Here is a 20,713-nt window from a genome sequence, read left to right as displayed (position 1 = left end):
GTCTTCGTGCCGTCGCTCAAGCAGAACTCGAGCGGCGTCACCTGGCCGAACACCGGCGGCACGGACATCCCGATGCGGAACTTCTACGTGGCGCACCCTGGAGACTCGGCGGCGACGATCAACAGTGCGCTGGCGCAGGGCCTCAACCTGTTCTTCACACCCGGCACGTACCAGCTCAACGCGGCGCTCAACGTGACGCGGGCGGACACCGTCGTCACGGGCATCGGCTTCCCGACGCTCGTGCCGACGGCCGGCAACGCCGTGCTGACCTCGTCCGACGTCGCCGGCGTGAACGTGTCGAACCTCGTCGTCGACGCCGGGTCGCAGAACAGCGCGCAGCTGCTCCGCCTCGGTACCAGCGGGTCGCACGTCGACCACGCGGCCGACCCGCAGAGCATCCAGGACGTGTTCTTCCGAGTCGGCTCGAGCATCCAGGGCCGGGCGACCACGACCCTGCAGGTGAACGCGGACGACACCCTCGTCGACCACATCTGGGCCTGGCGCGCCGACCACGGCGGAGCCGCCACGGGCTGGACGGTCAACACCGGCGCGACCGGTGTCGAGGTGAACGGCAACGACGTCCTGGCCACCGGACTCTTCGTCGAGCACTACCAGAAGTACGAGGTGCAGTGGAACGGCAACAACGGGAAGACGATCTTCTTCCAGAACGAGATGCCGTACGACGTGCCCGACAACGCCTCGTGGCAGAGCCCGACCGGAGCCGGGTACGCGGCCTACAAGGTGGCGTCGACGGTCACGACGCACGAGATCTGGGGCGGCGGTGTCTACTGCTTCTTCAACACGAACAAGTCGGTGCACGCGGATCGCGCGTTCGAGGTGCCGCAGACGGCCGGCGTGAAGGCGCACGGGCTGGTCACGGTCTCGCTCGGCGACACCGGCACCATCTCCAGCGTCATCAACGGCGTCGGTGGCGCCGTCCCGACCCCGGCGGGCAACACCGCGCCGAACCGGGTGGCGAGCTACAACTGACGGCGGTCGCGATCGCGACCACCTGACGGACGGGAGGCCCGGTGCCAGCTGGCACCGGGCCTCCCGTCCGTCTCGTGGCGTAGGCCCGCCACCAGGGCCGGGCGCACCCACGGCTTCCGGAGCTGCGACCACTGCCCGGATCGCGAGTCCGGTTCCGCGTCGTCGAGCCGCCCGCGACCTGGTCCTCGGTGCTGGTGGTGTCGGTCATCCGGGCCCTCCGCCTCGCGGTGGCCGGCACGCGCCGGATCGGGCCGGACCGGACCGGGCCGAGGTGCCGGCTACGAGCGTCCTGCCCGGAGTCTCGTCGTGGCGTCCGAGGCGGCCGCGACCATCTTCCGGAGGAACGCCGTCGAGGTCACGAGCTCGGCGGCGGACGAGCCCTGCAACGCAGCGGCGATCTCCGCGCTCGACTCCTCCAGGAACGCCCCGGCGCGCTCCCGTGCCACTGGCGTGGGCCGCAGGGTCACCCGGCGCCGGTCACTGTGCTCACGGCTGCGTGCGAGGAGGCCGGCTGCCTCCAGGCGGTCCACCAGGACGGTGACCGAGCCGGAGGTCATCCCGATCCGTTGACCGAGCCGCGCGGGCGAGAGCGGATCTCCGGACGAGTCGGCCCAGAGCACCTGTCCGAGGGCGTTCGCGTCGGTGGTGGGCAGGTCGAGCCAGGACGACATCTGCTGGTTGAGTTCGGCGGATGCCACGGCCCAGGCCTGGAGCGCCTCCATCACCTCGACCTGGGGCGCATCCCACTGCGTCTCGAACACGTTCGTCATCATGCTCCTTCAATGTGTAGTGTCTTTACTGTAAAGCTCAACCATCAGAGGAGCACCATGGAGCACCGCACTGCCGTCGTCTCAGGAGCCAGTATCGCTGGCCTGTCGACCGCCTACTGGCTCCGCCGGACCGGCTGGGACGTGACCGTCATCGAACGAGCCGCTGCCTTCCGGGACGGTGGACAGAACGTCGACGTCCGCGGAGTCGCACGGGACGTCCTCCGCCGGATGGACCTCTTCGACGCCGTCAAGGCACGGAACACCACCGAGACGGGCACGGTCCTCGTCGACGAGCGTGGTGCCGTCACCACCGAGCTGCCCTCCGACGGGGCCGGCGGCGCGACCGCGGAGCTCGAGATCCTCCGCGGCGACCTCGCGCGGACGGTCCTCGAGGCCCTGCCGTCCGGCGTCACGTTCGTGTACGGCGACGCCGTGTCGGCCGTCGACGACGACGCGGACGGTGTCACCCTCACGACCGAGGCCGGGCGGAGCCTCCGTGCCGACCTGTTCGTCATCGCCGAGGGTGTCCGCTCCCGTACCCGGGCGACCGTGTTCGGCGAGGACGTCGTCGACCAGCGCGACCTCGACGTCACCATGGTCTTCGGCACCATCCCCCGGACCGACCGCGACGACGACCGCTGGCGGTGGCACAACGCCGTCCGCGGGCGCCAGGTCCACCTCCGGCCCGACCCGTACGGCACCATCCGTGCGATCCTCGCCTACTCGCCCGGGGACGACGTGATCGGGCTGACCCGGGCGGAGACGCTGGCCGCCGTGCGACGCCGGTACGACGGGGTCGGGTGGGAGGCGCCGCGGATCCTCGACGCCCTCGACACGTCGCCAGACGTCTACATCGACCAGCTCCAGCAGGTGCGGATGTCGACCTGGCACCGCGGGCACGTGGTGATGGCCGGTGACGCCGGCTGGTGCGTCACGCCGATGGGCGGTGGTGGCGCCTCTCTCGCGCTCACCGCCGGGTACGTCCTGGCCGCGCAGCTGGCGGACACGACGCAGGACCAGGAGGCGGCCCTGGCCGCGTACGAGTCGTGGATGCGACCGCTCGTCGACGACGTGCAGGACCTCCCGCGCGGGCTGAAGGCGTTCGCCTACCCGCAGTCCCGGCTGGCGCTCGCGCTCCGTGGCGTCATGGGCAAGGTGCTGACGTCGAAGCCACTCCGACCGCTGGCGGCGAAGCTCACGCAGGTCGCCGAGACCGACCGCGAGTTGCCGGTGCTCGTCGAGCGCTGAGTGGGACGGGAGGCGCTGGCCGGCCCTGTGACCAGATGACCAGCATGGTGATGTACCACCGTGGTGAAACGTGGTACTCCTCCGCTACGTTCCGGACTGTCGTCACTCCTGGCGATCTGTGCAGGGAGGAGGGCTGATGAAAGCGCTCACGAGCCTGCGGTTCGCGATCATCGTCTCCATCGGCGCTCTCGTCGGCGGCTCCGCCTGCTTCGCAGCGACCGCTGGGACCCCGGCCCACTGGATCGGCGTACTGGCCTCGAGCGTGGCCACCGGGCTGAGCGGGATGTACGTCGGCATCGTTGCGCGCCTGCGCATCCGCAACCGTAGCGATCGGCACTGATCGCCTGTCTGGCACGCACGGGAGGCGCCCACCAGCTGGTGGGGCGCCTCCCGTCCGCCGCGTGGTGCGTCGGTCAGGGCTGCAGCGCCTCGAGGTCCTCGAGCAGGGACGGGTGCGTCGGCTCCCACCCGAGCGCCTGCCGGGTGTGCGCGCTGGAGGACGGCTGGTCCATCGCGAAGATCGGACCGAACGGGCCGAACGTCTCGTCCGGAACGGACTGCACCGGCAGGCCGAGGCGACGCCCGACGACGGTCGCGATGTCGACGACCCGGTCGCCCTCGTCGGCAACGGCGTGCCAGGCGGTGCCGCCGGGTGCGGACTCGAGCGCGAGCCGGAAGAGCGCAGCCGCGTCGCGGGCGTGCACGGCGGGCCAACGCTGTTCGCCGTCGCCGGGGTAGCCGGCGATCCCGGACCGCCTGGCGGCGTCGGTGAGCAGTCCGGCGAAGCCACCCTGCCCGTCCTCGTGGACCGTGCGGGGCATCCGGACGGCCGAGGTCCGGACCCCCTGCGACGACAGTGCGAGCAGGTCGCCGACGGCGATCGCGCGGCTTGCGACCGGGCCCTCGGTCGGCAGCGGGTCGGCCTCGGTCGAGGCACGTCCCGTCACCCACGGGGTGCCCGAGACCGTGACGAGTGGCTTGTCGGTGCCGATCAGCGCGGCCCCGAGGGTCGCCATCGCGTCGCGTTCCTCGGTCAGCCCCTGCTCGAGCGCCTCGGCGCTGCCGTAGTCGCGGCTGAAGGCGAGGCTGATGACCCCGTCGGCGCGGGTGGCGCCGTCACGCAGGACGTCGAGGTCGGTGAGGGAACCGCGCAGCGGTTCCGCGCCGGCGGCCGTGAGGGCGGCGGCGGAGGCGTCGGACCGGGCGAGCCCGAGGACGGTGTGGCCGTGGGTGAGCAGCTCGGCGACGACGGCGGTGCCGATCGTGCCGGTGCCGCCGGTGACGAAGACGTGCATGGGGACTCCTGAAGTCGAGTGACGGGACTTGTGTACCGTCACTGTAGACCTACGATGGGACAATTGTCCCATCGACTAGGATCGGACCATGGCGCGATGGGAACCAGGAGCACGGGAACGACTCGTGATCGCCGCCGTCGACCTGTTCACCGAGCAGGGCTACGACGCGACGACCGTGACCGAGATCGCCGAGCGTGCTGGCGTCACGAAGAGCACGTTCTTCCGGCACTTCCCCGACAAGCGCGAGCTCCTCGTCGCCGGGCAGGAGACCCTCAGCCGCCTGCTCGCCGAGGGCATCACCGAAGCGCCCGCCGATGCCAGCCCGCTGGAGGCCGTCGCCGCCGGACTCGAACGCGCCTCCGGCGAGATGGGTCCCCGGAACCGCGAACTCGGACCGCGCCTCAAGGCCGCCGTCGCAGCGAGCACGGAGCTGCAGGAACGCGATGCGTTGAAGAGCGTCGGCATGGCCGCGGCGATGACGGCCGCGCTGCTCGAGCGCGGGGTGCCCGAGACGACCGCGCACCTGGCCAGCGAGATGGGGGTCCTGGCGTTCAAGCAGGGCTACGCGCGCTGGTCGGAGGGCGAACGGAGCGACGACGACGGACTCGCCCGGCACGCGCTCCAGGTCCTGCAGGAGCTCCGGACCGCGACGGCGGCGCTCGGCTGAGTCCGCCGGATCCCGGTGTGGCCCCCAGCGCCCCGGGATGCCACGCTGGGGCACGTGATCGAGATCCTCGTCGTCGGTGTCGTCGCGCTGCTCGTGATCGCGGCGGCGGCGGTGCTCGGACCACGGCTGGGCATCGCCGCACCGCTCGTCCTCGTCGTCGTCGGCATCGTCGCGAGCCTGGTGCCCTGGATCCCGCACGTGGAGATCGACCCGGAGTGGATCCTCGTCGGGGTGCTGCCACCGCTGCTCTACTCGTCGGCGGTGTCGATGCCGGCGATGGACTTCCGGCGGGAGTTCACCGCCATCAGCGGGTTGTCCGTGGTGCTGGTCGTCGCGACGTCGGTCGTGCTCGGGCTGTTCTTCGCCTGGGCAGTCCCGGGCCTCGGGCTGGCCTGGGGGATCGCGCTCGGGGCGATCGTGAGCCCGACCGATGCCGTCGCGACGTCGATCGTCAAGCAGACGTCGGTGTCCCGCCGGGTCATCGCGATCCTCGACGGGGAGTCGCTGCTCAACGACGCGACGGCGCTCGTCCTGCTGCGGACGGCGATCGCGGCGGCGGCGGCGGCTGCGTTCTCGTTCTGGGGAGCGGTGGGCGACTTCGCCTTCGCCGTGGTGGTGGCCGTGGTCATCGGCGGGGCCGTGGGGCTCCTCAACCTCGCGGTCCGTGCACGCGTCACGAGTGCCCCGGTGAACACCGCGATCTCGTTCGCCGTCCCGTTCGTGGCCTCGATCCCGGCGGAGCACTTCGGAGCCTCCGGTCTCGTCGCCGCGGTCGTCGCCGGTCTCGTGACGGGTGTCCGCGCCCCCCGGGTGCTGCCGCCCGACCACCGTCTCTCCGACGCGCAGAACTGGAGCACGGTGGAGTTCGTCCTCGAGGGCGGGGTGTTCCTCGTGATGGGGCTGCAGCTGGCGTCGATCGTGGGTGCTGTCGAGCGCGAACACACCGGGGTGTGGTCGGCACTCCTCATCGCGCTCGGTGCCCTCGTCGTGACGTTGGCGGTCCGAGCGGCGTACGTCGTCCCGTTGCTCCGCTCACTGCGCGCGAGCGCTCGGCGGAGTGCGGGCATGCAGGCCCGGGTCGAGTCGATGCGGTCGAAGCTGGACGACCCGGAGGCTGCCCGCGCCGCCGTCCAGGAGCACCGGCGCGGGCGACGCATCCCGACCGCGCGCGACGTCGAGCGGTTCGGCAGCCGGGTGCGGCAGGCGCTCGGGGACATCGCCTACTTCCGGAAGGCACCCCTCGGCTGGCGCGACGGCACCGCCGTCGTGTGGGCGGGGATGCGCGGTGCGGTGACCGTCGCAGCCGCGCAGACCCTGCCGGAGGGGACCCCGCAGCGGGCGCTCCTGGTCTTCGTCGCGTTCGCGGTCGCCCTGCTGTCCCTGGTGCTGCAGGGCCTGACGATCGGTCCGCTGATGCGCCGGATCAGCCCACAGCCAGGCGACACCACGGAGGAGGACGAGGGTGAACGGCGTCGTCTCCTCGACCTGCTGCGGACGGCGTCCGACACGGTGCCGACGTCGGGGGAGTCCACCGTGACGCGGGCGGAACTGGCAGCTGCCGACCCGACGGAGCTCCGTGCCTGGCTCGGTCGCGAGAAGGCCCGTCGCCTCGCCGTCCTGCGGGCACAGCGGACGGCGTTGCTCGACGCACGCGACGACGGCACGTTCGACGCCGAGGTGCTCGCGTCCGTGCTCCGGAACCTCGATGCCGAACAGATCGCCCTCGAACTGCGCGGCGGTCCGGGCACCTGACGACTCAGTCGCGGACGACGACGCCCTGCCGCAGCATGTCCCTGGCGACCCGCGAGCGCGGGATCACCCACAGCGCACTCCACAGCGCGAGGCCGGCCCACAGCCCGAGCAGCAGCAGCGTGATCACGGTGCCGTGCTGGTCGCGCATCGACCACGTCATCGCGCTCCAGAACACGGCGAGCACGATCTTGCCCCACCCGGCGGTCTGCTGGTCGGCCTGGGCCTGCAGTCGCGGGACCCAGATCTCGGCGGGGACCCCGGACGGCACGTGCCGTTCGCTCACCCACCGTTCGGCCATCACGACGGCCTCGTAGCCGCCGTCGGTGCGCCACGACCGGAGCTGCAACCAGCCGGCGACCGCCGCGCCGACGAGGGCCGCGGGGAGTCCGACGGAGACGAGCACCTGCGGGGTCGCGGTCCGGAACGAGGACAGGACGAGCATGGTGAACACGAGCGCGAAGCCCGCGCCCGCCGCCGCGCTGCCGAGCAGCCGCAGCCGCCCGGCCTCGTCGACCTCACCGATCCCGTGCACGCTCCGACCGTACCCGCGTGCGTGGACGTGCCGCCGGTCGCCGGGACAACGCACAGGAGGCCCGGCACCGGTCTCGTGGACCGGCGCCGGGCCTCCTGTCTGTCTGCTGGTCGTGCCCGGAGGGGTCAGTCTCCGGCGTTGATGAGTCCGAGCCAGCGGCCGAAGCCCGTCGGTTCGTCGTCCTGCAGGCGGAACTGCGGGTGCTGGGCCACGTCGGTGCGCTGGCCTGGGGTGCGGTCGTCGTCGATCACGGCGGACTCCTTTCGTCGAGGTGGTGGTCTGAACACGCGCGGGCCTCGGCGTGTTCCCGAACCGACCGACCCGCCGGGTCAGAGGCGGAACGGGTTCGTCCGGGTCACCGCCAGCAGGTACCACGCGGTCGCACCCGTGTGCAGGCTCGCGTAGTAGAGGTCGCCGAACCCGGTGTCGAGCCCGTCCGAGGACGCCGACACGATCCCCTTCCCGTCGCCGTCCGGCTGCGTCCGCTGCGCGAGCTGCACGCTGTCCAGGACCGACGAGGCCCGTGCCCGGTCACCGCGTGCACCACGGGCCTCCAGGGCGAGCGCCAGCTGCCCGGAGCCCTCGAACCAGACCTTGCTGGTGTCGGTGTCCGAGAACGACGGACCGGTGTACGGACCGTCGTGCGCGATGAGGGTGTCGAGGACCCACGTCACCGACGCCGAGTACCGCCGGTCGAGCGTTGCCAGGTACGCCCAGACCTGCACGTCCTCGGGGATCGGCACCCGGTTGATCGTCACGCCGTCCGGGTCGGTGCCGGTCCACAGGTGCCCGTCCGTCCGGTCCTGCATGGCCCGGACGAACGACTCCGCCAGGGCCGCCCGTCGCTTCCACGCCCGGTCGTGGGTGAGCTGCGCGAGCTGGGTGAAGAACGCGGTCACGTCGATGTTGTGCTCGGTGGACTTGTACGTGATCGGCTGGTCGTCGGCGTTCCGCCCACCGGTGTACCCGGCCGGCTGACGGACGTCGTCGCGGGCGTGCTCCTCGATCCACGTGCCGAGGCGGAGGGCGCCGTCCAGGAACCGTCGCTGCCGTGTCACCGCGTAGAGCCGGCAGAACGCCATCCCCACCCAGGACTGGTTGCCCGTGTACGCCGCCGGGGAGCCGATGTCGATCGGCCGCGGCGGGGTCGCGACCGGGAACGTGTCCGGCTGGTACGAGGCGCGGGTCCGCCCGTCCCCGATCGGGTCCGCCGCCTGCAGGGACAGCAGCGCGTCACCGAGGACCGTCGCCCGCTGCACGTCATCCCGACGACCGCGGCCGAGCCACGCCAGGACCATCAGGGCGTCGTCGTACGCGAACGAGGACACGAACTCCGTCGGCAGGGACGCGAAGTACCCGCCGGAGTAGCTCCGCGGCAGCCGGAGCGCGCTCCCGCTGCCGTACTCGTCCATCCGCAGGTCCAGGTACTCGTACGCCAGGTCCCGGGAGCGCGTGCGGGACAGCGTGGGAGCGCCGGGGCGGCGGCCGGCGCTCGTGACGGTCGCCGCGCCTCCCGGGCTGGCCGAGGCGACGCCCGGGGCGCCGAGGGCGACGGCTGCGGCCGCGACGGCGGCAGCACCGCCGAGGACGACGCCGCGACGGCTCAGCGCACCAGACGCGCGGGCACCGGACGCGCGGGCACCGCCCGTGCGGGCGTCGGACGGGACGGACGGCTCGGTGGGACGGGATGTGTCGGGCATGGCGTGCTCACTTCCAGCCGCGGGTGCCGCGGCGGACGGTGGATCCGGACGGGGAGTGCGCCGGCCCGACCGGGTGGTCGGCGCCGACAGGGGTCGTGGCGACCGACGCGGCGGACGGGAGGTTCGGCTCGGCCGGGTCCCGCCCCTCGCGTCAGGCGGTCGTCACGGCGGACTCGGGAGCCAGGTGGGCGGCGCCGAGTGCGGCGAGCGGCTGGTCGAGCGGCGCAAGGAGCACGCGGGACGACAGGCCGAGCGACGCGACGAAGGGGGAGGAGCGTGCGGCCTCGTCGAAGTCCGCGCGGAGCGGCAGGAGGAGGCGCTCGCCGAGGGCGGCGAGCCCACCGCCGATGACGACGGAGTCCACGTCGACCGTCACGACGAGGATCCGGACGGCGGAGGCGACGCCGGCGACGAACCGGTCGCGGACCGCGGTCGCGGCCGGGTCCCCGGCGTCCGCGCTGTCGAAGACCTCGGTGGCGGTGGTGCCCGGGTGCCCGGGCCATGCAGCCGCCAGTGCGGAGCCCGAGGCGACCGTCTCGAGGCAGCCGCGTTGTCCGCACACGCACGGCGGACCGTCGGCGAGCACCGGGATGTGGCCGACCTCGCCCGCGTTCCCCCGGGCGCCCCGCCAGAGCCGCCGGTCGACGACGATGCCGGCCGCGAGGCCGGTGCCGATGTTGAGGTAGGCGTGTGCACCGTCGAGGTGCATCGCCTGCGCCGCCCCGAGGGCCGCGACGTTGACGTCGTTCTCCACCTGCACGGGCAGCCCGACGTGCTCGGCGACGAGTGGACCGAGGGCGACCTCGGACAGTCCGAGGTTCACGGCGTGCCGGACCCAGCCGGTCTCGTGGTCGATGAGCCCCGGGATCCCGATGCCGACGGCGGTGGGCGTCGTGCCGGTCCGTCCGCGCAGCGCATCGATCACCTGCAGGGTGTTGGCGACGACCTGCTCGGCGCCGAAGCCGGTCGGCACACGGACCCGGTCGACGGTCTGCCCGGTCGGAGCGACCGCGACGGCGTCGATCTTCGTCCCGCCGATGTCCAGGCCGATCCTCATGGGGAACCGGTCGTCGGGGTGTCCGGCCTCGGCGTCGAGGACGCGGCGTCTGGGCTGCGCATGCGGGTTAGTAAACACGCCTTACGCATCCGTGGCAAGCAACGACTTCCGCCTGTTTCCGCCAGATCACGCGCTTGTTACGGCTGCAGATCGGGTCTTGACAGGTGATTAGGAACGGTCCTTTACTAAGGCAACCGCTCGGAGGGAGGAGATCTGATGCCGAACGAGACGGACGCACAGACCGCCTTCGGCGCGCAGCTCCGACGCTCGCGGACCAAGGCGCTGCCGCAGCACAGCCGGGCTCACAACCGCTCGCTCATCCTGCAGACGCTCTTCACCGACGGGGCCATGAGCCGCGCCGACCTGTCCCGGCAGTCGGGACTCACCCGGCCGACCGTGTCCGGACTCGTGGCGGAGCTCGAGGCGGACGCACTCGTCACCGAACTCGGCCCGCGCGAGGACCTGCGGGTCGGCAAGCCCGCGACCCTCATCAACCTCAACGTCGACGCCTTCCACATCGTCGTCGTCGACCTGTCGCTGCCGGACCACTTCGTCGGCGCCGTCACGAACCTCCGCGGGGACGTCGTGAACAGCGCCAAGATCGAGGTCGACGGTGCGACGGGGGAACAGGCCGTCGTCCGGATCATCCGGCTGGTGGAACGCCTCACCACGATGACTTCCCGCCGCCTGCTCGGCATCGCGGTCGGCTGCCCCGGGGTCATCGACGCCGCCGGCACCGTGCTGCACTCGGTGGCCCTCGGCGCCGACCTGCCGCTGCAGGCGCAGCTCACCGAGCACTTCCGCCTGCCCGTGCACGTGCTGAACGACGCCAACACGGCAGCGCTCGGGGTCCATGCGTTCGAGGTCGAACCCGGCAACGACCTGCTCGTCGTCGCACTCGAGCACGGCGTCGGCACGGGCATGGTCCTCGGCGGCCGCCTGGTCCTCGGCGAGCGGTTCGCCGCCGGTGAGATCGGACACCTGACCATCGACGAGGACGGCGAACCCTGCCTCTGCGGTCGACGCGGGTGCCTCGAGGTGATCATCGGCGCCGAACACCTGACCCGACGGATCGCCGCGTCGCCCGACGGCCGCGACGAGGTCCTGCGCTCGGCCGGCAGCACCCTGGGCGGTGTCCTCGCGCCGATCATCAGCGCGGTGAACATCACCGAGATCGTCGTCACCGGCCCCGCCGACCTCGTCGCGGGCCCCTTCATCCAGGCCGTCCGGGCGACGGCCACGGCCCGCACCCTCGCGAGCGTCGGCAACGACCTCGCCGTGACCGCCACCTCCACCAACAGCGACCTGATCCTCCGGGGCGGAGCAGCCTTCCTGCTCGCCGCGGAGCTCGGCGTGAGCTGACCTGACACCGACACAGCAGAACGACCACCAAGGAGAAGCAATGCGTACGAAGAAGTTCGCGGCAGCAGCTGCCGTGGCCCTGACCATCGCCCTGGGCCTCACGGCCTGCTCCAGCGCCGGCAACGCCGGTGGCGGGGGCGGCGGTGGGACCAAGGACGTCGCCGACGTCAAGGGCGACGGCAAGACGCTGACCGTGTGGGCCATGACCGGGGACTACTCGGACAAGACGATCGCCGCGATCAACAAGGAGTTCGAGTCCAAGACCGGTGCGAAGGTCAAGGTGCAGATCCAGCAGTGGGACGGCATCACGACCAAGATCTCCACCGCACTGGCGACGAAGACCCCGCCGGACGTCCTGGACCTCGGCAACACCCAGGTCGCGAGCTACGCCGCCAACGGAGCGCTCCTCGACCTGACCCCGTACAAGAAGGACCTCGCGCAGGGGCAGACCTGGCTCGACGGGCTCTCGGACCCGGCGACCGTCGACGGCTCGCTGTACGGCGTCCCCGGGTTCGCCGGTGCCCGATCGGTCATCTACAACAAGCAGATGTGGGCCGACGCCGGCGTCACGACGGCCCCGACCACGTACGAGGAACTGACCGCGGACCTCGACAAGGTGAAGGCGAAGAACACTGCGAACGACTTCTCGGCCTTCTACATGCCCGGTCAGTACTGGTACGCCGGCATGCAGTTCGTCTGGGACGCCGGCGGCGAGATCGCGACCGAGCAGGACGGCACCTGGAAGGCCGGCTTCGGTGACGCGAAGGCGCAGCAGGGTCTGGCGGACTTCAAGGAGTTCGCGAACGACTACTCCTCGAAGGCCTCGGCGACGCTCAACACCGACAGCCCGGACATGAACCAGATCTTCGCCGACGGGAAGGCCTCGGCCATCCTCAGCACCAGCGGCGCACTCGGGCTCATCGAGCAGGCCAACCCGAAGATGACCGCGGACGAGCTCGGGAGCTTCCCGTTCCCGGGCAAGTCCGGCAAGACCCAGCCGGTCATGCTCGGCGGCTCCGACTGGGGTGTGGCCGCCAAGTCGGCGAACACCGACCTGGCCCTGCAGTGGGTGAAGATCGCGTCCGGTCCGGACATGCAGAGCAAGTACGTCTACGGCGACAACGGCTGGATCCCGAACAGCACCGACGGCATCAAGGCGGCCGACTCGACGCTCAGCGACATCAACAAGGGCTTCTTCACGGCAGCGCTGAACTCGAAGGCGACCCCGGCGAACTCCCGCTGGGCGGACCTCGAGGGTGACCAGAGCATCAACGACCTGTTCTCGAGCATCGTCTCCGGCTCGAAGACCCCGGAAGCGGCCGCCGCGACGTTCGACACGGCAGCCGACTCCGCGCTCAACAAGAAGTAGGCCGCACTCCTCGACCGACGCAGGACGGCGCGGGTGCCCGGGCACACGCCAGGGCACCCGCACCGTCCGCCCCTCACGGAAAGGCCAGACGTGACCGTCTCCGCCACCCGCCCGAGCCAGGAGCGCACCGACCGCCCGACCCGCTCGCGCGACGACCGGCCCGGTGGGTCGCCCCGCCGCCGGCGCGCCACCCGCTCGTTCGCTCCGCTGTGGCTCCTCACGCCGGCGGGCCTGGTGCTCGTCTTCGTGACGATCGCCCCCATCGTCTTCCTGGTCTTCACGTCCTTCACCGACTACGACCAGCGCTCGCTCTACACCGGGGCCTACGACGCCGTGGGCCTGGCGCAGTACGTGCAGATCCTCACGGACCCGACGTTCTGGGCCTCCCTGGTGCGCACGGTCCTGTTCACCGCCGCGATGGTGCTCGGCAGCATCCTCATCGGCGCCGGCGTCTCCCACCTGATGACCCGGCTCGGGGTCGTCCTCCGGTACGCGGTGACGATCGTCCTGATCTGCGCCTGGGGCATGCCGAACGTGGCCTCGTCGCTCGTGTGGAACTGGTTGTTCCAGCCGGGCTACGGCGTCGTGAACTGGGCCCTCACCCAGCTGCACGTCTTCGGCGACATGACGAACACCGACTGGGGCAACAGCGCCGGCCTGGCGTACACGTCGATCTGGATGCTCGTCGTCTGGCAGGCGGTGCCGTTCATCGCCCTGACGCTGTACGCGGCCGAGACGCAGATCCCGCTCGAGGTGAAGGAGGCCGTGCGACTCGACGGCGGCTCCGAGTGGACCGTCTACCGCGTCGTCACCATCGAGTACCTCCGCCCGACGCTGCTCCTCGTGACGATGCTCTCGATCATCTGGGACTTCAACGTCTTCAACCAGATCTGGCTCGTCTCGCAGGGCGGCCCGGACGGCGCCACCTCGACCCTCGGCGTCTTCACGTACATCACCGCCTTCGTCGGGCACGACATCGGCACCGGCTCCGCGGTCGCCGTGATCGCCGCGCTGATCCTCATGGTCCTCAGCGCCCTCTACATCCGGAACCTCGTCCGATCGGGAGAAGAGCTGTGACCACCGCACTGCCGACGGGCGTCCCCGTCGAGGCCGACGTCCCGGCCGCCGTCCCCACCCCGAAGGGCATCGCCGCCACCAGGCGCATCCGTCGTCGTCGTCGACCGGTCAAGTGGATCAGCAGCACCATCGCCGTCGTCTTCTGCGTGGTGTGGATCTTCCCGGTCTACTGGATGGTGAACACCGCGTTCAAGCCGCGGTCCGAAGCGTTGACGAGCACGCCGCTGTTCGCCCCGGCACACCCGACGATCGCCAACTTCGTCACCGCCTTCACCCGTGCCGACTTCCTCGTCTACCTGAAGAACTCGAGCATCGTGGTCGTCGGCGCGGTCGTCCTGTCGCTGGTGCTCGGGATCCTGGCGTCGGCGGCACTGTCCCGCTTCCGGTTCCGCGGACGCCGCACGATCCTCGTGGTGATCCTGCTCGTCCAGATGCTGCCCGGCACCGCACTGCTCATCCCGCAGTTCCTCATCTTCAACCAGACCGGGCTCACCGGCAGCTACTTCGGCCTGATCCTGGCCTACGTCGCCGCGGTGCTGCCGTTCTCGATCTGGGTGATGCGCGGGTTCTTCCTCGCCATCCCGATGGAGATCGAGGAAGCCGCCCGCATCGACGGCGCGAGCACCTGGCAGGTCCTGACGAAGGTGCTGTTCCCGCTCGTGATGCCCGGCATGATCGCGACGAGTGTGTTCGCGTTCATCGCCGCGTGGAACGACTACATCGTCGCCTACACGTTCATGCAGGACCAGGCGCACTACACGCTGCCGGTCTGGCTGGCGTCGTTCACCACGCAGACCGCCGGCACCGACTTCACCGGGCAGATGGCCGCGTCGGTGCTGTTCTCGCTGCCCGTCGTGGTGTTCTTCATGATCATCCAGCGGAACCTGGTCTCCGGCATGTCCGCGGGCGCGGTCAAGGGCTGAGCCTCGGGGCCAGCCGGGCTGAGTAGCGTCGACCGGGACACGAAGGAGACGAAACACATGTCGAAGAAGAGCCGGACCACCAGCACCCTGACGCGTGCCCTGCTGCTCGGGATCCTCAGCGGAGGCCGCTCCGCCACGCCGCTCGCCGTCCTCGGGCTGCACCACGGTGACAAGAACCTGCGCGGCGACTGGCAGGACTGGAAGACCTTCGACTCGTCGCTGGGTCGCGCCGGTCTCGTCGCCGGTGCCGCCGGCGAGATCATCGGCGACAAGATGCCGAAGACCCCGAACCGGATCGCCTTCCCGGCGCTCCTCGGCCGCATCGGCGCCGGCGCGTTCGCCGGTCTCGCCCTCGGCACCACGACGAAGTCCGGCGGGTCGGACCTGCGCATCGAGGGCGCCATCCTCGGCGCGATCGGGGCCCTCGTCGGCTCCTACGTCGCCTGGGCTGCCCGCAAGGCCGTCGGGTCGGTCCTGCCGGACCCGGTCGTCGCCGTCGCCGAGGACGTCGCCGTCATCGCCGGGTCGCGCGCGGTGGTGCGCGCCGGCTGAGCCGACCACGTCACGGACGGGAGGCCCGACTCACCTGGTGAGCCGGGCCTCCCGTCCGTCGTGGTGCGGGTCGCTGTCACAGCCGTGACCGCGACGCGTCGCCGACCGCCGTCAGCGGTGGTGCGTCACCAGCGCTCGTGCACCGTGGCGCGGAACCACCGGTCGTACAGCTCGTGGACCGTCGCGTCGAGGTCCGCGGGCAGCTCGAGCGAACCGGCGGCCGCGTTCGACCGGGCCTGCTCGGCGTTCCGGGCACCCGGGATCGCCGCGGTCACGCCGTCCTGCGCGACGACCCAGGCGAGTGCTGCCTGCGGGACCGAGACGCCCTCGGGCAGGGACGCGGCGAACTCCTGCGCCGCACGGACGCCGTCCTCGAACGGCACGCCGCTGAAGGTCTCGCCCTGGTCGAAGGCCTGACCCTCGCGGTTGTAGGTGCGGTGGTCCTCCGGCGCGAACGTGGTCTCGGTCGTGTACTTGCCGGTCAGCAGCCCCGAGGCCAGCGGGACCCGTGCCAGGATCGCGACCCCGGCCTCCCGGGCGGCCGGCAGCACGCGGTCGAGCGGCTTGAGGCGGAACGCGTTGAGGATGACCTGGACGCTCGCGACCCCGGGGCGGGCGATCGCGGTGAGGGCCTGGTCGGCGGTCTCGACGCTGACGCCGTAGGCCGCGATCGAACCGTCGGCGACCAGGGCGTCGAGGGCGTCGTAGACGGCGTCGTCCTCGAACACGGGAGTCGGCGGGCAGTGCAGCTGGACGAGGTCGAGCGTGTCCTGGCCGAGGTTCTCCCGCGACCGGTCGACCCACTGCCGGAAGTTCGCGGCCACGTAGTTCGACGGGACCTGGTCCACCCGGCGGCCCATCTTCGTCGCCACCGTCACCCCGGCTTCCGGGTGCGCGGCGATCCAGCGGCCGATGAGCTGCTCGCTCCGGCCGTCCCCGTACACGTCGGCGGTGTCGAACAGGGTGGTGCCGGCCTCGGCAGAGGCGTCCATCACGGCGAAGGCGTCCTCGGCCGCGACCGGGCCCCAGTCGCCGCCGAACTGCCAGGTGCCGAGTCCGATCACGGAGGTCTCACGGCCGGTACGGCCCAGTGTGCGTCGCTGCATGGGATCGACGGTAGCCCCTGGTCGCCGGGCGGACGGTGGCATCGTCCGCTGCGCGTGGCGAGGCGGCGGGCCGCGCGTACGGTGACGTCCATGAGCAGACAGCGCGTCGTCGTCATCGGGGCCACCGGCCACATCGGCACCTTCCTCGTCCCCCGGCTGGTGCGTGCCGGCCACGACGTCGTCACCATCAGCCGCGGGACCCGCTCGGCGTACGTGGACGCCCCGGAGTGGCAGCAGGTCGAGCAGGTCACGGCCGACCGCGAGCAGGAGGACCGCGACGGCGTCTTCGGCGACCGCATCGTCGGGCTGCGTCCCGACGTCGTCGTCGACCTCGTCTGCTTCACCCTCGAGTCCGCCACCGCACTCGTCGCGGCACTCCGCGGAACCGACGTGCACCTGGTCCACTGCGGCTCGATCTGGCGCGCCGGCCCCAGCGCGGTCCTGCCCGTCACCGAGGAGAACGCGACCCCGCCGCAGGGTGAGTACGGCACGCAGAAGGACGCCATCGCCCGGATGCTCCTGCAGGAGACCGCCGATGGGGGTGTCGCGACGACCTCGCTGCACCCCGGGCACATCAGCGGCCCGGGCTGGGCGCCGATCGGCCCGGTCGGCAACCTCGACCCGTCGGTCTGGCGCACGCTGTCCGCCGGGGAACCCCTGCTCGTGCCCGGCCTCGGCGCCGAGACGATGGCCCACGTGCACGCCGACGACGTCGCCCAGGCGTTCGAGCTCGCCGTCGAGCACCGCGACGCGGCGGTCGGCGAGGACTTCAGCGTCGTCGCCCCCACCGCGCTGAACGTGCGGGGGTACGCGGCGCTCGCCGCGTCCTGGTTCGGCCGGGAGGCCCGGCTCGAGTCCGTCACGTGGGACCGGTTCCGCGCGGGCACCGCTGCCGAGCACGCGGACGCCAGCTGGGAGCACCTCTCACGCAGCCACGTGTTCAGCATCGACAAGGCACGACGGCTGCTCGGGTACGCCCCGCGGTACACGGCGGAGGAGACCGTGCTCGACGCGGTGCGGTGGCTCGTGGAGCACGACGAGGTCGAGGTCGCCGGGCCGATCGTCGTGTGACGTCACCTCCGCCCATCTGGAATACGAAGTACTTGGCATCGGCGCGGTCCACCTGCCAGCCTCGGCCTGCCTCGATCGGGGGCAGGAAGAGGAACACACATGGTGAACAAGAAACCAGTCCTGATGGTCGGTCTCGCGCTGGCGTCCGCGCTCGTCGTCGGACCAGCATCCCTCGCGTCGGCGACGCCGACCGAGGTGCTCGGGCATGGCCCGGAAGCGGGTGGCGTCCTGATGACGAGCGACGGGCCCGGCTCGAGTGGTGAGACCCGCGGCAGCACCGCGCGCAAGGACGACGGTGGTGGGGGCAGTTTCTGGCAGTGGGGAGTCGGGAAGGACGACGCATGGTCGAACTTCTTCCGCGAACGCCGGTGTCACGGAGCCACCGCCGTCGGGGTGAAGTCGAAGCGCGTCACCGGAGTCGCGGGCGGCAGGTACGCGCTCGCCACCGCGCCGAAGGCCCGGAGCGGCAACAAGGCGTACTACCACAACTGCTGACCGGACAGCGGGGCGTTCTCCTGTGGAACGCCCCGCTCGCCGCTCTGCCCATCGGTGCCGCCGGAAGGAGACCCATGCGGATGCGCTCCGTGCGCCTCGCCTACGTCATCCCACCCCTGCTCGCCGTCGTCCTCGCCTTCCTCGGCGCGACCCGACTCAGTGAATCCGGCGTGGTCGGTGTCTCCGGCGTCGTGACGGCCGCGGCCGAGCGCGGGACGACGTCGAACGGCCGGATCGCCGCCTCCCTCGAAGACGTCGCACGCCGGCACCAGGCCACGGTCGTCCGGACCGTCGCCGACCGGTCCGCACCGACCACCCGGCGCACGACACTGGTGACCGCTGCGCCGGGGACCGACGGTGCCGAGTGGCTACAGGACGGCTACGCGGACTTCTCGCCGACGGTGCGCACGGCGGTGCGGCCGATGGCGGCACTCGACCGCTACGACCCCACCGGCTCGTACGAGGTCATCGGTGACGACGGCGCTCGACGGGCCACTGCCGCTGCGCTGCGAGCCGCCGGTTTCACGACGAGTTCCGAGACGGTTCCCGTCCTCGACCGCCTCGGCGTCGCCGGGGGCATCCAGGACACGTCCGGACTCGTCGGCTGCGTCGTGCTCGGTTGCGCGACGCTCTGCCTGGTCGGGACGATCGGATCTCCACGCCGGACAGCTGTCCGCGGTCTGCACGGTCGCAGCGCCTGGGCGATCGTCTGCTCGGAGTCGTCCGAGGTCCGGACGACCGTGCTCGTCGCGCTGGTCGGAGCACCGGTCGTCGGACTCGTCCTCTGGTGCCACAACGGTCTCGCAGCGTGGACGACCTTCGCGACGTCGGCAGCGGTGTTCGTGGCAGCCCTGCTCATCCCGGTCGCGGCGGTCCACGTCGTCGGAACGCTCATCGCCGCCCGGCGCCCGATCGCGGCCACCCTCAGGGGAGCTCGGCCCCCGGGGACGATCGTCCTGGTGGCACAGGCCGCTCGACTCCCCGCGCTGTTGCTGCTGGTCGCCGCGGTGTTCGACCTCACGGCGGCAGTCGCAGTGGCCCGGTCGGACTCCGGTGACCGTGAGCTCCGCGCGGCCGGCGAAGCCGTACAGCTGTGGGTCACCCCGGATCCTCGGCCCGGATCGACGACGCAGGACTACTGGGACCGGATCGGTGCGTTCGTCGGCGCCGCTCTCGACCGGCACGATGCCCTGCTCACCGCTGCGGTCGAGGTCGGCACGGGAACCGGTTCGGGTTCCACGACGGCGCTGTTCGTCGACTCGGAGTACCTGCGTCATCAGGACCTCCGGGCCGAGAACGGTGACCGCATCACGGTGACCGACGACCGCATCGCGGTCTGGACCCCGCCGCGGTCCGACCTGGACCGAGCTGCGGTGATCCGTGCGCTGGTGGGCTGGGAACTCCGCGGGGCTCCCGACGAGCAACGACGGCACATCGGCGGTGGGGCCCTCCGATCAGCCGGGGCGTACACGTACGCGGCTGACTCGTCGGCGGTCTCCTGGCTGACCGATGCCGTGGTCGTCATCGTCCCGGATGCCTCCCATGTCTTCACGCCGGACCAGCTCGGGGCCTGGCTGTCCACCGGTGACGTCGTCTTCACCTCCGAGGCCGCTGCCGATCGCGCCATCGACGCAGCCGATCTCGGCGACGAGTTCAGCGCAGTCGTGTCCGTGGGACAGGCGGCGGCCGAACGTCGGCGCCAGGCCGAGACCGCTGTGGGCATCGCGGTGCTCGCGACGATCAGTGGTCTGGCGGTCGTCGTCGTCCTCGCCGTGATCGGTACCACGGCACATCACCGACGTCACGGCCGCCGGCTCTTCACCGGCATCGCGGCCGGGCGCCCGTCGGTCCGGGCGAACGGCGATCTGCTGCTCAGCGAATGCCTCCTGCTGGCAACAGGCTGTGTCGCGGTCGTCAACCGCTGGTGGCGGGCTCGACCCGACGGGTCTGGGGCCGTCTCGGCACTGGATCCCGCCGCGCGCGCGGCGGGCGTGGGTGGAGCATCGGCAGCCGCGGTGCTCGCGCTGCTCTCGGTGGTCGCCGTCGCCGTGGTCGCCGTCTCGACCCGGGCGGTCGTCCGGTCACGTGGAGCCGGGTCGTGATGCTCGAGGTGGACCGTGCAGCGAAGCGCCGGGGTGGACGGCTGCTCTGGCGGGACCTGTCGTTCAGTGTGGCGCGAGGTGAGGTCCTCGCACTCACCGGGCCGAGCGGCTCGGGCAAGTCGACGCTGCTCGACTGCATCGGGCTCATCGACTCGCTGGACTCCGGGGCGGTGCGCATCGACGGTACGACCGCGGGCAGGAGCCACGCTCGAGCCAGACGACTCCGGCGTGACCACCTCGGTTACCTCTTCCAGGACTTCGGCCTGGTCCCCGACATGACGGTCGACGCCAACATCGACATCGGACGTCCGGATCGTGGACGGCGCGGACTCCGGACGAGGACTGCGGAGGCGCTGGAGCGGGTCGGACTCGCAGGCCGCGGAAGCGATCGGGCACACGACCTCAGTGGCGGCGAGCAGCAGCGCGTCGCACTCGCGCGACTCCTCGTGAAGCAGCCCGACGTCATCCTCGCCGACGAACCGACCAGCGCACTCGACGACGACAACGCCCGGATGGTGTTGGACACGCTCGCCGACTTCGCATCGGCCGGAGCTGCGGTGCTCGTCGCGACGCACGACCCATCCGTCGTCGCCTGGGCGGCGAGCGTCCTCCGGTTGGAGCCGACGGGCCCCAGGTGAACCACCG

Annotated in this window: 21 protein-coding genes; 14 read left to right on the top strand and 7 right to left on the bottom strand. The window is 71.5% G+C overall.

Annotated features, from left to right (window positions below):
- The first annotated feature begins 6 nt into the window (after positions 1-6).
- Positions 7-990 (top strand): hypothetical protein, encoded by a 984-nt coding sequence (locus E9228_RS16775; RefSeq protein ID WP_208385825.1) that lies wholly within the window; start codon positions 7-9, stop codon positions 988-990.
- A gap of 278 nt (positions 991-1,268) precedes the next feature.
- On the opposite strand, the gene E9228_RS10680 is transcribed toward E9228_RS16775, so the two are convergent.
- Positions 1,269-1,760 carry a MarR family winged helix-turn-helix transcriptional regulator gene (locus E9228_RS10680; protein WP_166780537.1) on the bottom strand — a complete coding sequence of 164 codons (492 nt, stop codon included), beginning with the start codon at positions 1,758-1,760 and terminating at the stop codon, positions 1,269-1,271.
- Positions 1,761-1,817: 57 nt separating this feature from the next.
- Here E9228_RS10680 and E9228_RS10675 point away from each other — a divergent pair, with 57 nt between their 5' ends.
- Together E9228_RS10675 and E9228_RS10670 are read left to right on the top strand one after the other, a co-directional pair.
- Entirely contained in the window at positions 1,818-3,008 is a 1,191-nt protein-coding gene (locus E9228_RS10675; RefSeq protein WP_166780536.1) for an FAD-dependent monooxygenase, read from the top strand.
- 136 nt (positions 3,009-3,144) lie between these two features.
- Positions 3,145-3,348 (top strand): hypothetical protein, encoded by a 204-nt coding sequence (locus tag E9228_RS10670; RefSeq protein ID WP_166780535.1) that lies wholly within the window; start codon positions 3,145-3,147, stop codon positions 3,346-3,348.
- Between the two features lie 73 nt (positions 3,349-3,421).
- Here E9228_RS10670 and E9228_RS10665 read toward each other — a convergent pair whose 3' ends face one another.
- Positions 3,422-4,303, bottom strand: a complete 882-nt coding sequence (locus E9228_RS10665; protein WP_166780534.1) for an NAD-dependent epimerase/dehydratase family protein — start codon at positions 4,301-4,303, stop codon at positions 3,422-3,424.
- An 88-nt stretch (positions 4,304-4,391) separates the two neighbouring features.
- On the opposite strand from E9228_RS10665, the gene E9228_RS10660 reads away from it, so the two are divergent.
- Both E9228_RS10660 and E9228_RS10655 read left to right on the top strand, forming a co-directional pair.
- A complete protein-coding gene (locus tag E9228_RS10660) occupies positions 4,392-4,970 on the top strand; it encodes a TetR/AcrR family transcriptional regulator (RefSeq protein ID WP_166780533.1) in 579 nt (192 codons plus the stop codon).
- A gap of 54 nt (positions 4,971-5,024) precedes the next feature.
- Positions 5,025-6,722 carry a cation:proton antiporter domain-containing protein gene (locus tag E9228_RS10655; protein WP_166780532.1) on the top strand — a complete coding sequence of 566 codons (1,698 nt, stop codon included), beginning with the start codon at positions 5,025-5,027 and terminating at the stop codon, positions 6,720-6,722.
- A 4-nt stretch (positions 6,723-6,726) separates the two neighbouring features.
- On the opposite strand, the gene E9228_RS10650 is transcribed toward E9228_RS10655, so the two are convergent.
- From E9228_RS10650 to E9228_RS10640, 4 genes are all read right to left on the bottom strand, one after another.
- A complete protein-coding gene (locus tag E9228_RS10650) occupies positions 6,727-7,254 on the bottom strand; it encodes a hypothetical protein (RefSeq protein WP_166780531.1) in 528 nt (175 codons plus the stop codon).
- A gap of 125 nt (positions 7,255-7,379) precedes the next feature.
- Positions 7,380-7,505, bottom strand: a complete 126-nt coding sequence (locus E9228_RS17350; protein WP_258366233.1) for a hypothetical protein — start codon at positions 7,503-7,505, stop codon at positions 7,380-7,382.
- Between the two features lie 78 nt (positions 7,506-7,583).
- Positions 7,584-8,954, bottom strand: coding sequence for an AGE family epimerase/isomerase (locus E9228_RS10645; RefSeq protein WP_252727980.1), 1,371 nt, complete (start codon positions 8,952-8,954; stop codon positions 7,584-7,586).
- A 151-nt stretch (positions 8,955-9,105) separates the two neighbouring features.
- Positions 9,106-10,011 carry an ROK family protein gene (locus E9228_RS10640; RefSeq protein ID WP_166780530.1) on the bottom strand — a complete coding sequence of 302 codons (906 nt, stop codon included), beginning with the start codon at positions 10,009-10,011 and terminating at the stop codon, positions 9,106-9,108.
- Positions 10,012-10,227: 216 nt separating this feature from the next.
- Here E9228_RS10640 and E9228_RS10635 point away from each other — a divergent pair, with 216 nt between their 5' ends.
- The 5 genes from E9228_RS10635 to E9228_RS10615 all read left to right on the top strand — a co-directional run bounded on the left by E9228_RS10635 (position 10,228) and on the right by E9228_RS10615 (position 15,294).
- Complete coding sequence (locus tag E9228_RS10635) at positions 10,228-11,373, top strand: ROK family transcriptional regulator (RefSeq protein WP_166780529.1); 1,146 nt, start codon at positions 10,228-10,230, stop codon at positions 11,371-11,373.
- Between the two features lie 40 nt (positions 11,374-11,413).
- On the top strand, positions 11,414-12,742 hold the full coding sequence (locus E9228_RS10630) for an extracellular solute-binding protein (RefSeq protein WP_166780528.1): 1,329 nt from the start codon (positions 11,414-11,416) through the stop codon (positions 12,740-12,742).
- A gap of 90 nt (positions 12,743-12,832) precedes the next feature.
- Positions 12,833-13,819 (top strand): ABC transporter permease subunit, encoded by a 987-nt coding sequence (locus E9228_RS17590; protein ID WP_166780527.1) that lies wholly within the window; start codon positions 12,833-12,835, stop codon positions 13,817-13,819.
- Positions 13,816-14,742 (top strand): ABC transporter permease subunit, encoded by a 927-nt coding sequence (locus tag E9228_RS10620; RefSeq protein WP_208385823.1) that lies wholly within the window; start codon positions 13,816-13,818, stop codon positions 14,740-14,742. Before E9228_RS17590 ends, E9228_RS10620 begins: the two co-directional genes overlap by 4 nt.
- A 57-nt stretch (positions 14,743-14,799) precedes the next feature.
- On the top strand, positions 14,800-15,294 hold the full coding sequence (locus tag E9228_RS10615; protein WP_166780526.1) for a DUF4126 family protein: 495 nt from the start codon (positions 14,800-14,802) through the stop codon (positions 15,292-15,294).
- A 125-nt stretch (positions 15,295-15,419) separates the two neighbouring features.
- Here E9228_RS10615 and E9228_RS10610 read toward each other — a convergent pair whose 3' ends face one another.
- Positions 15,420-16,400 (bottom strand): aldo/keto reductase, encoded by a 981-nt coding sequence (locus tag E9228_RS10610; protein WP_166780525.1) that lies wholly within the window; start codon positions 16,398-16,400, stop codon positions 15,420-15,422.
- A 90-nt stretch (positions 16,401-16,490) separates the two neighbouring features.
- Between E9228_RS10610 and E9228_RS10605 the strand changes: the two genes are divergently transcribed.
- The 4 genes from E9228_RS10605 to E9228_RS10590 all read left to right on the top strand — a co-directional run bounded on the left by E9228_RS10605 (position 16,491) and on the right by E9228_RS10590 (position 20,706).
- On the top strand, positions 16,491-17,471 hold the full coding sequence (locus E9228_RS10605; protein ID WP_166780524.1) for an NAD-dependent epimerase/dehydratase family protein: 981 nt from the start codon (positions 16,491-16,493) through the stop codon (positions 17,469-17,471).
- Between the two features lie 99 nt (positions 17,472-17,570).
- Positions 17,571-17,966, top strand: coding sequence for a lactococcin 972 family bacteriocin (locus tag E9228_RS10600; protein ID WP_166780523.1), 396 nt, complete (start codon positions 17,571-17,573; stop codon positions 17,964-17,966).
- A 74-nt stretch (positions 17,967-18,040) separates the two neighbouring features.
- Positions 18,041-20,068, top strand: a complete 2,028-nt coding sequence (locus E9228_RS10595) for a hypothetical protein (protein WP_166780522.1) — start codon at positions 18,041-18,043, stop codon at positions 20,066-20,068.
- On the top strand, positions 20,068-20,706 hold the full coding sequence (locus tag E9228_RS10590) for an ATP-binding cassette domain-containing protein (RefSeq protein ID WP_166780832.1): 639 nt from the start codon (positions 20,068-20,070) through the stop codon (positions 20,704-20,706). Before E9228_RS10595 ends, E9228_RS10590 begins: the two co-directional genes overlap by 1 nt.
- The last annotated feature ends 7 nt before the right edge of the window (positions 20,707-20,713 follow it).

The organism is Curtobacterium salicis (assembly GCF_011759505.1).
GTDB classification, from domain to species: Bacteria; Actinomycetota; Actinomycetes; order Actinomycetales; family Microbacteriaceae; genus Curtobacterium; species Curtobacterium salicis.
Note: the sequence above shows the minus strand (reverse complement) of the source record. Positions and strands in the feature narration are given on the sequence as shown.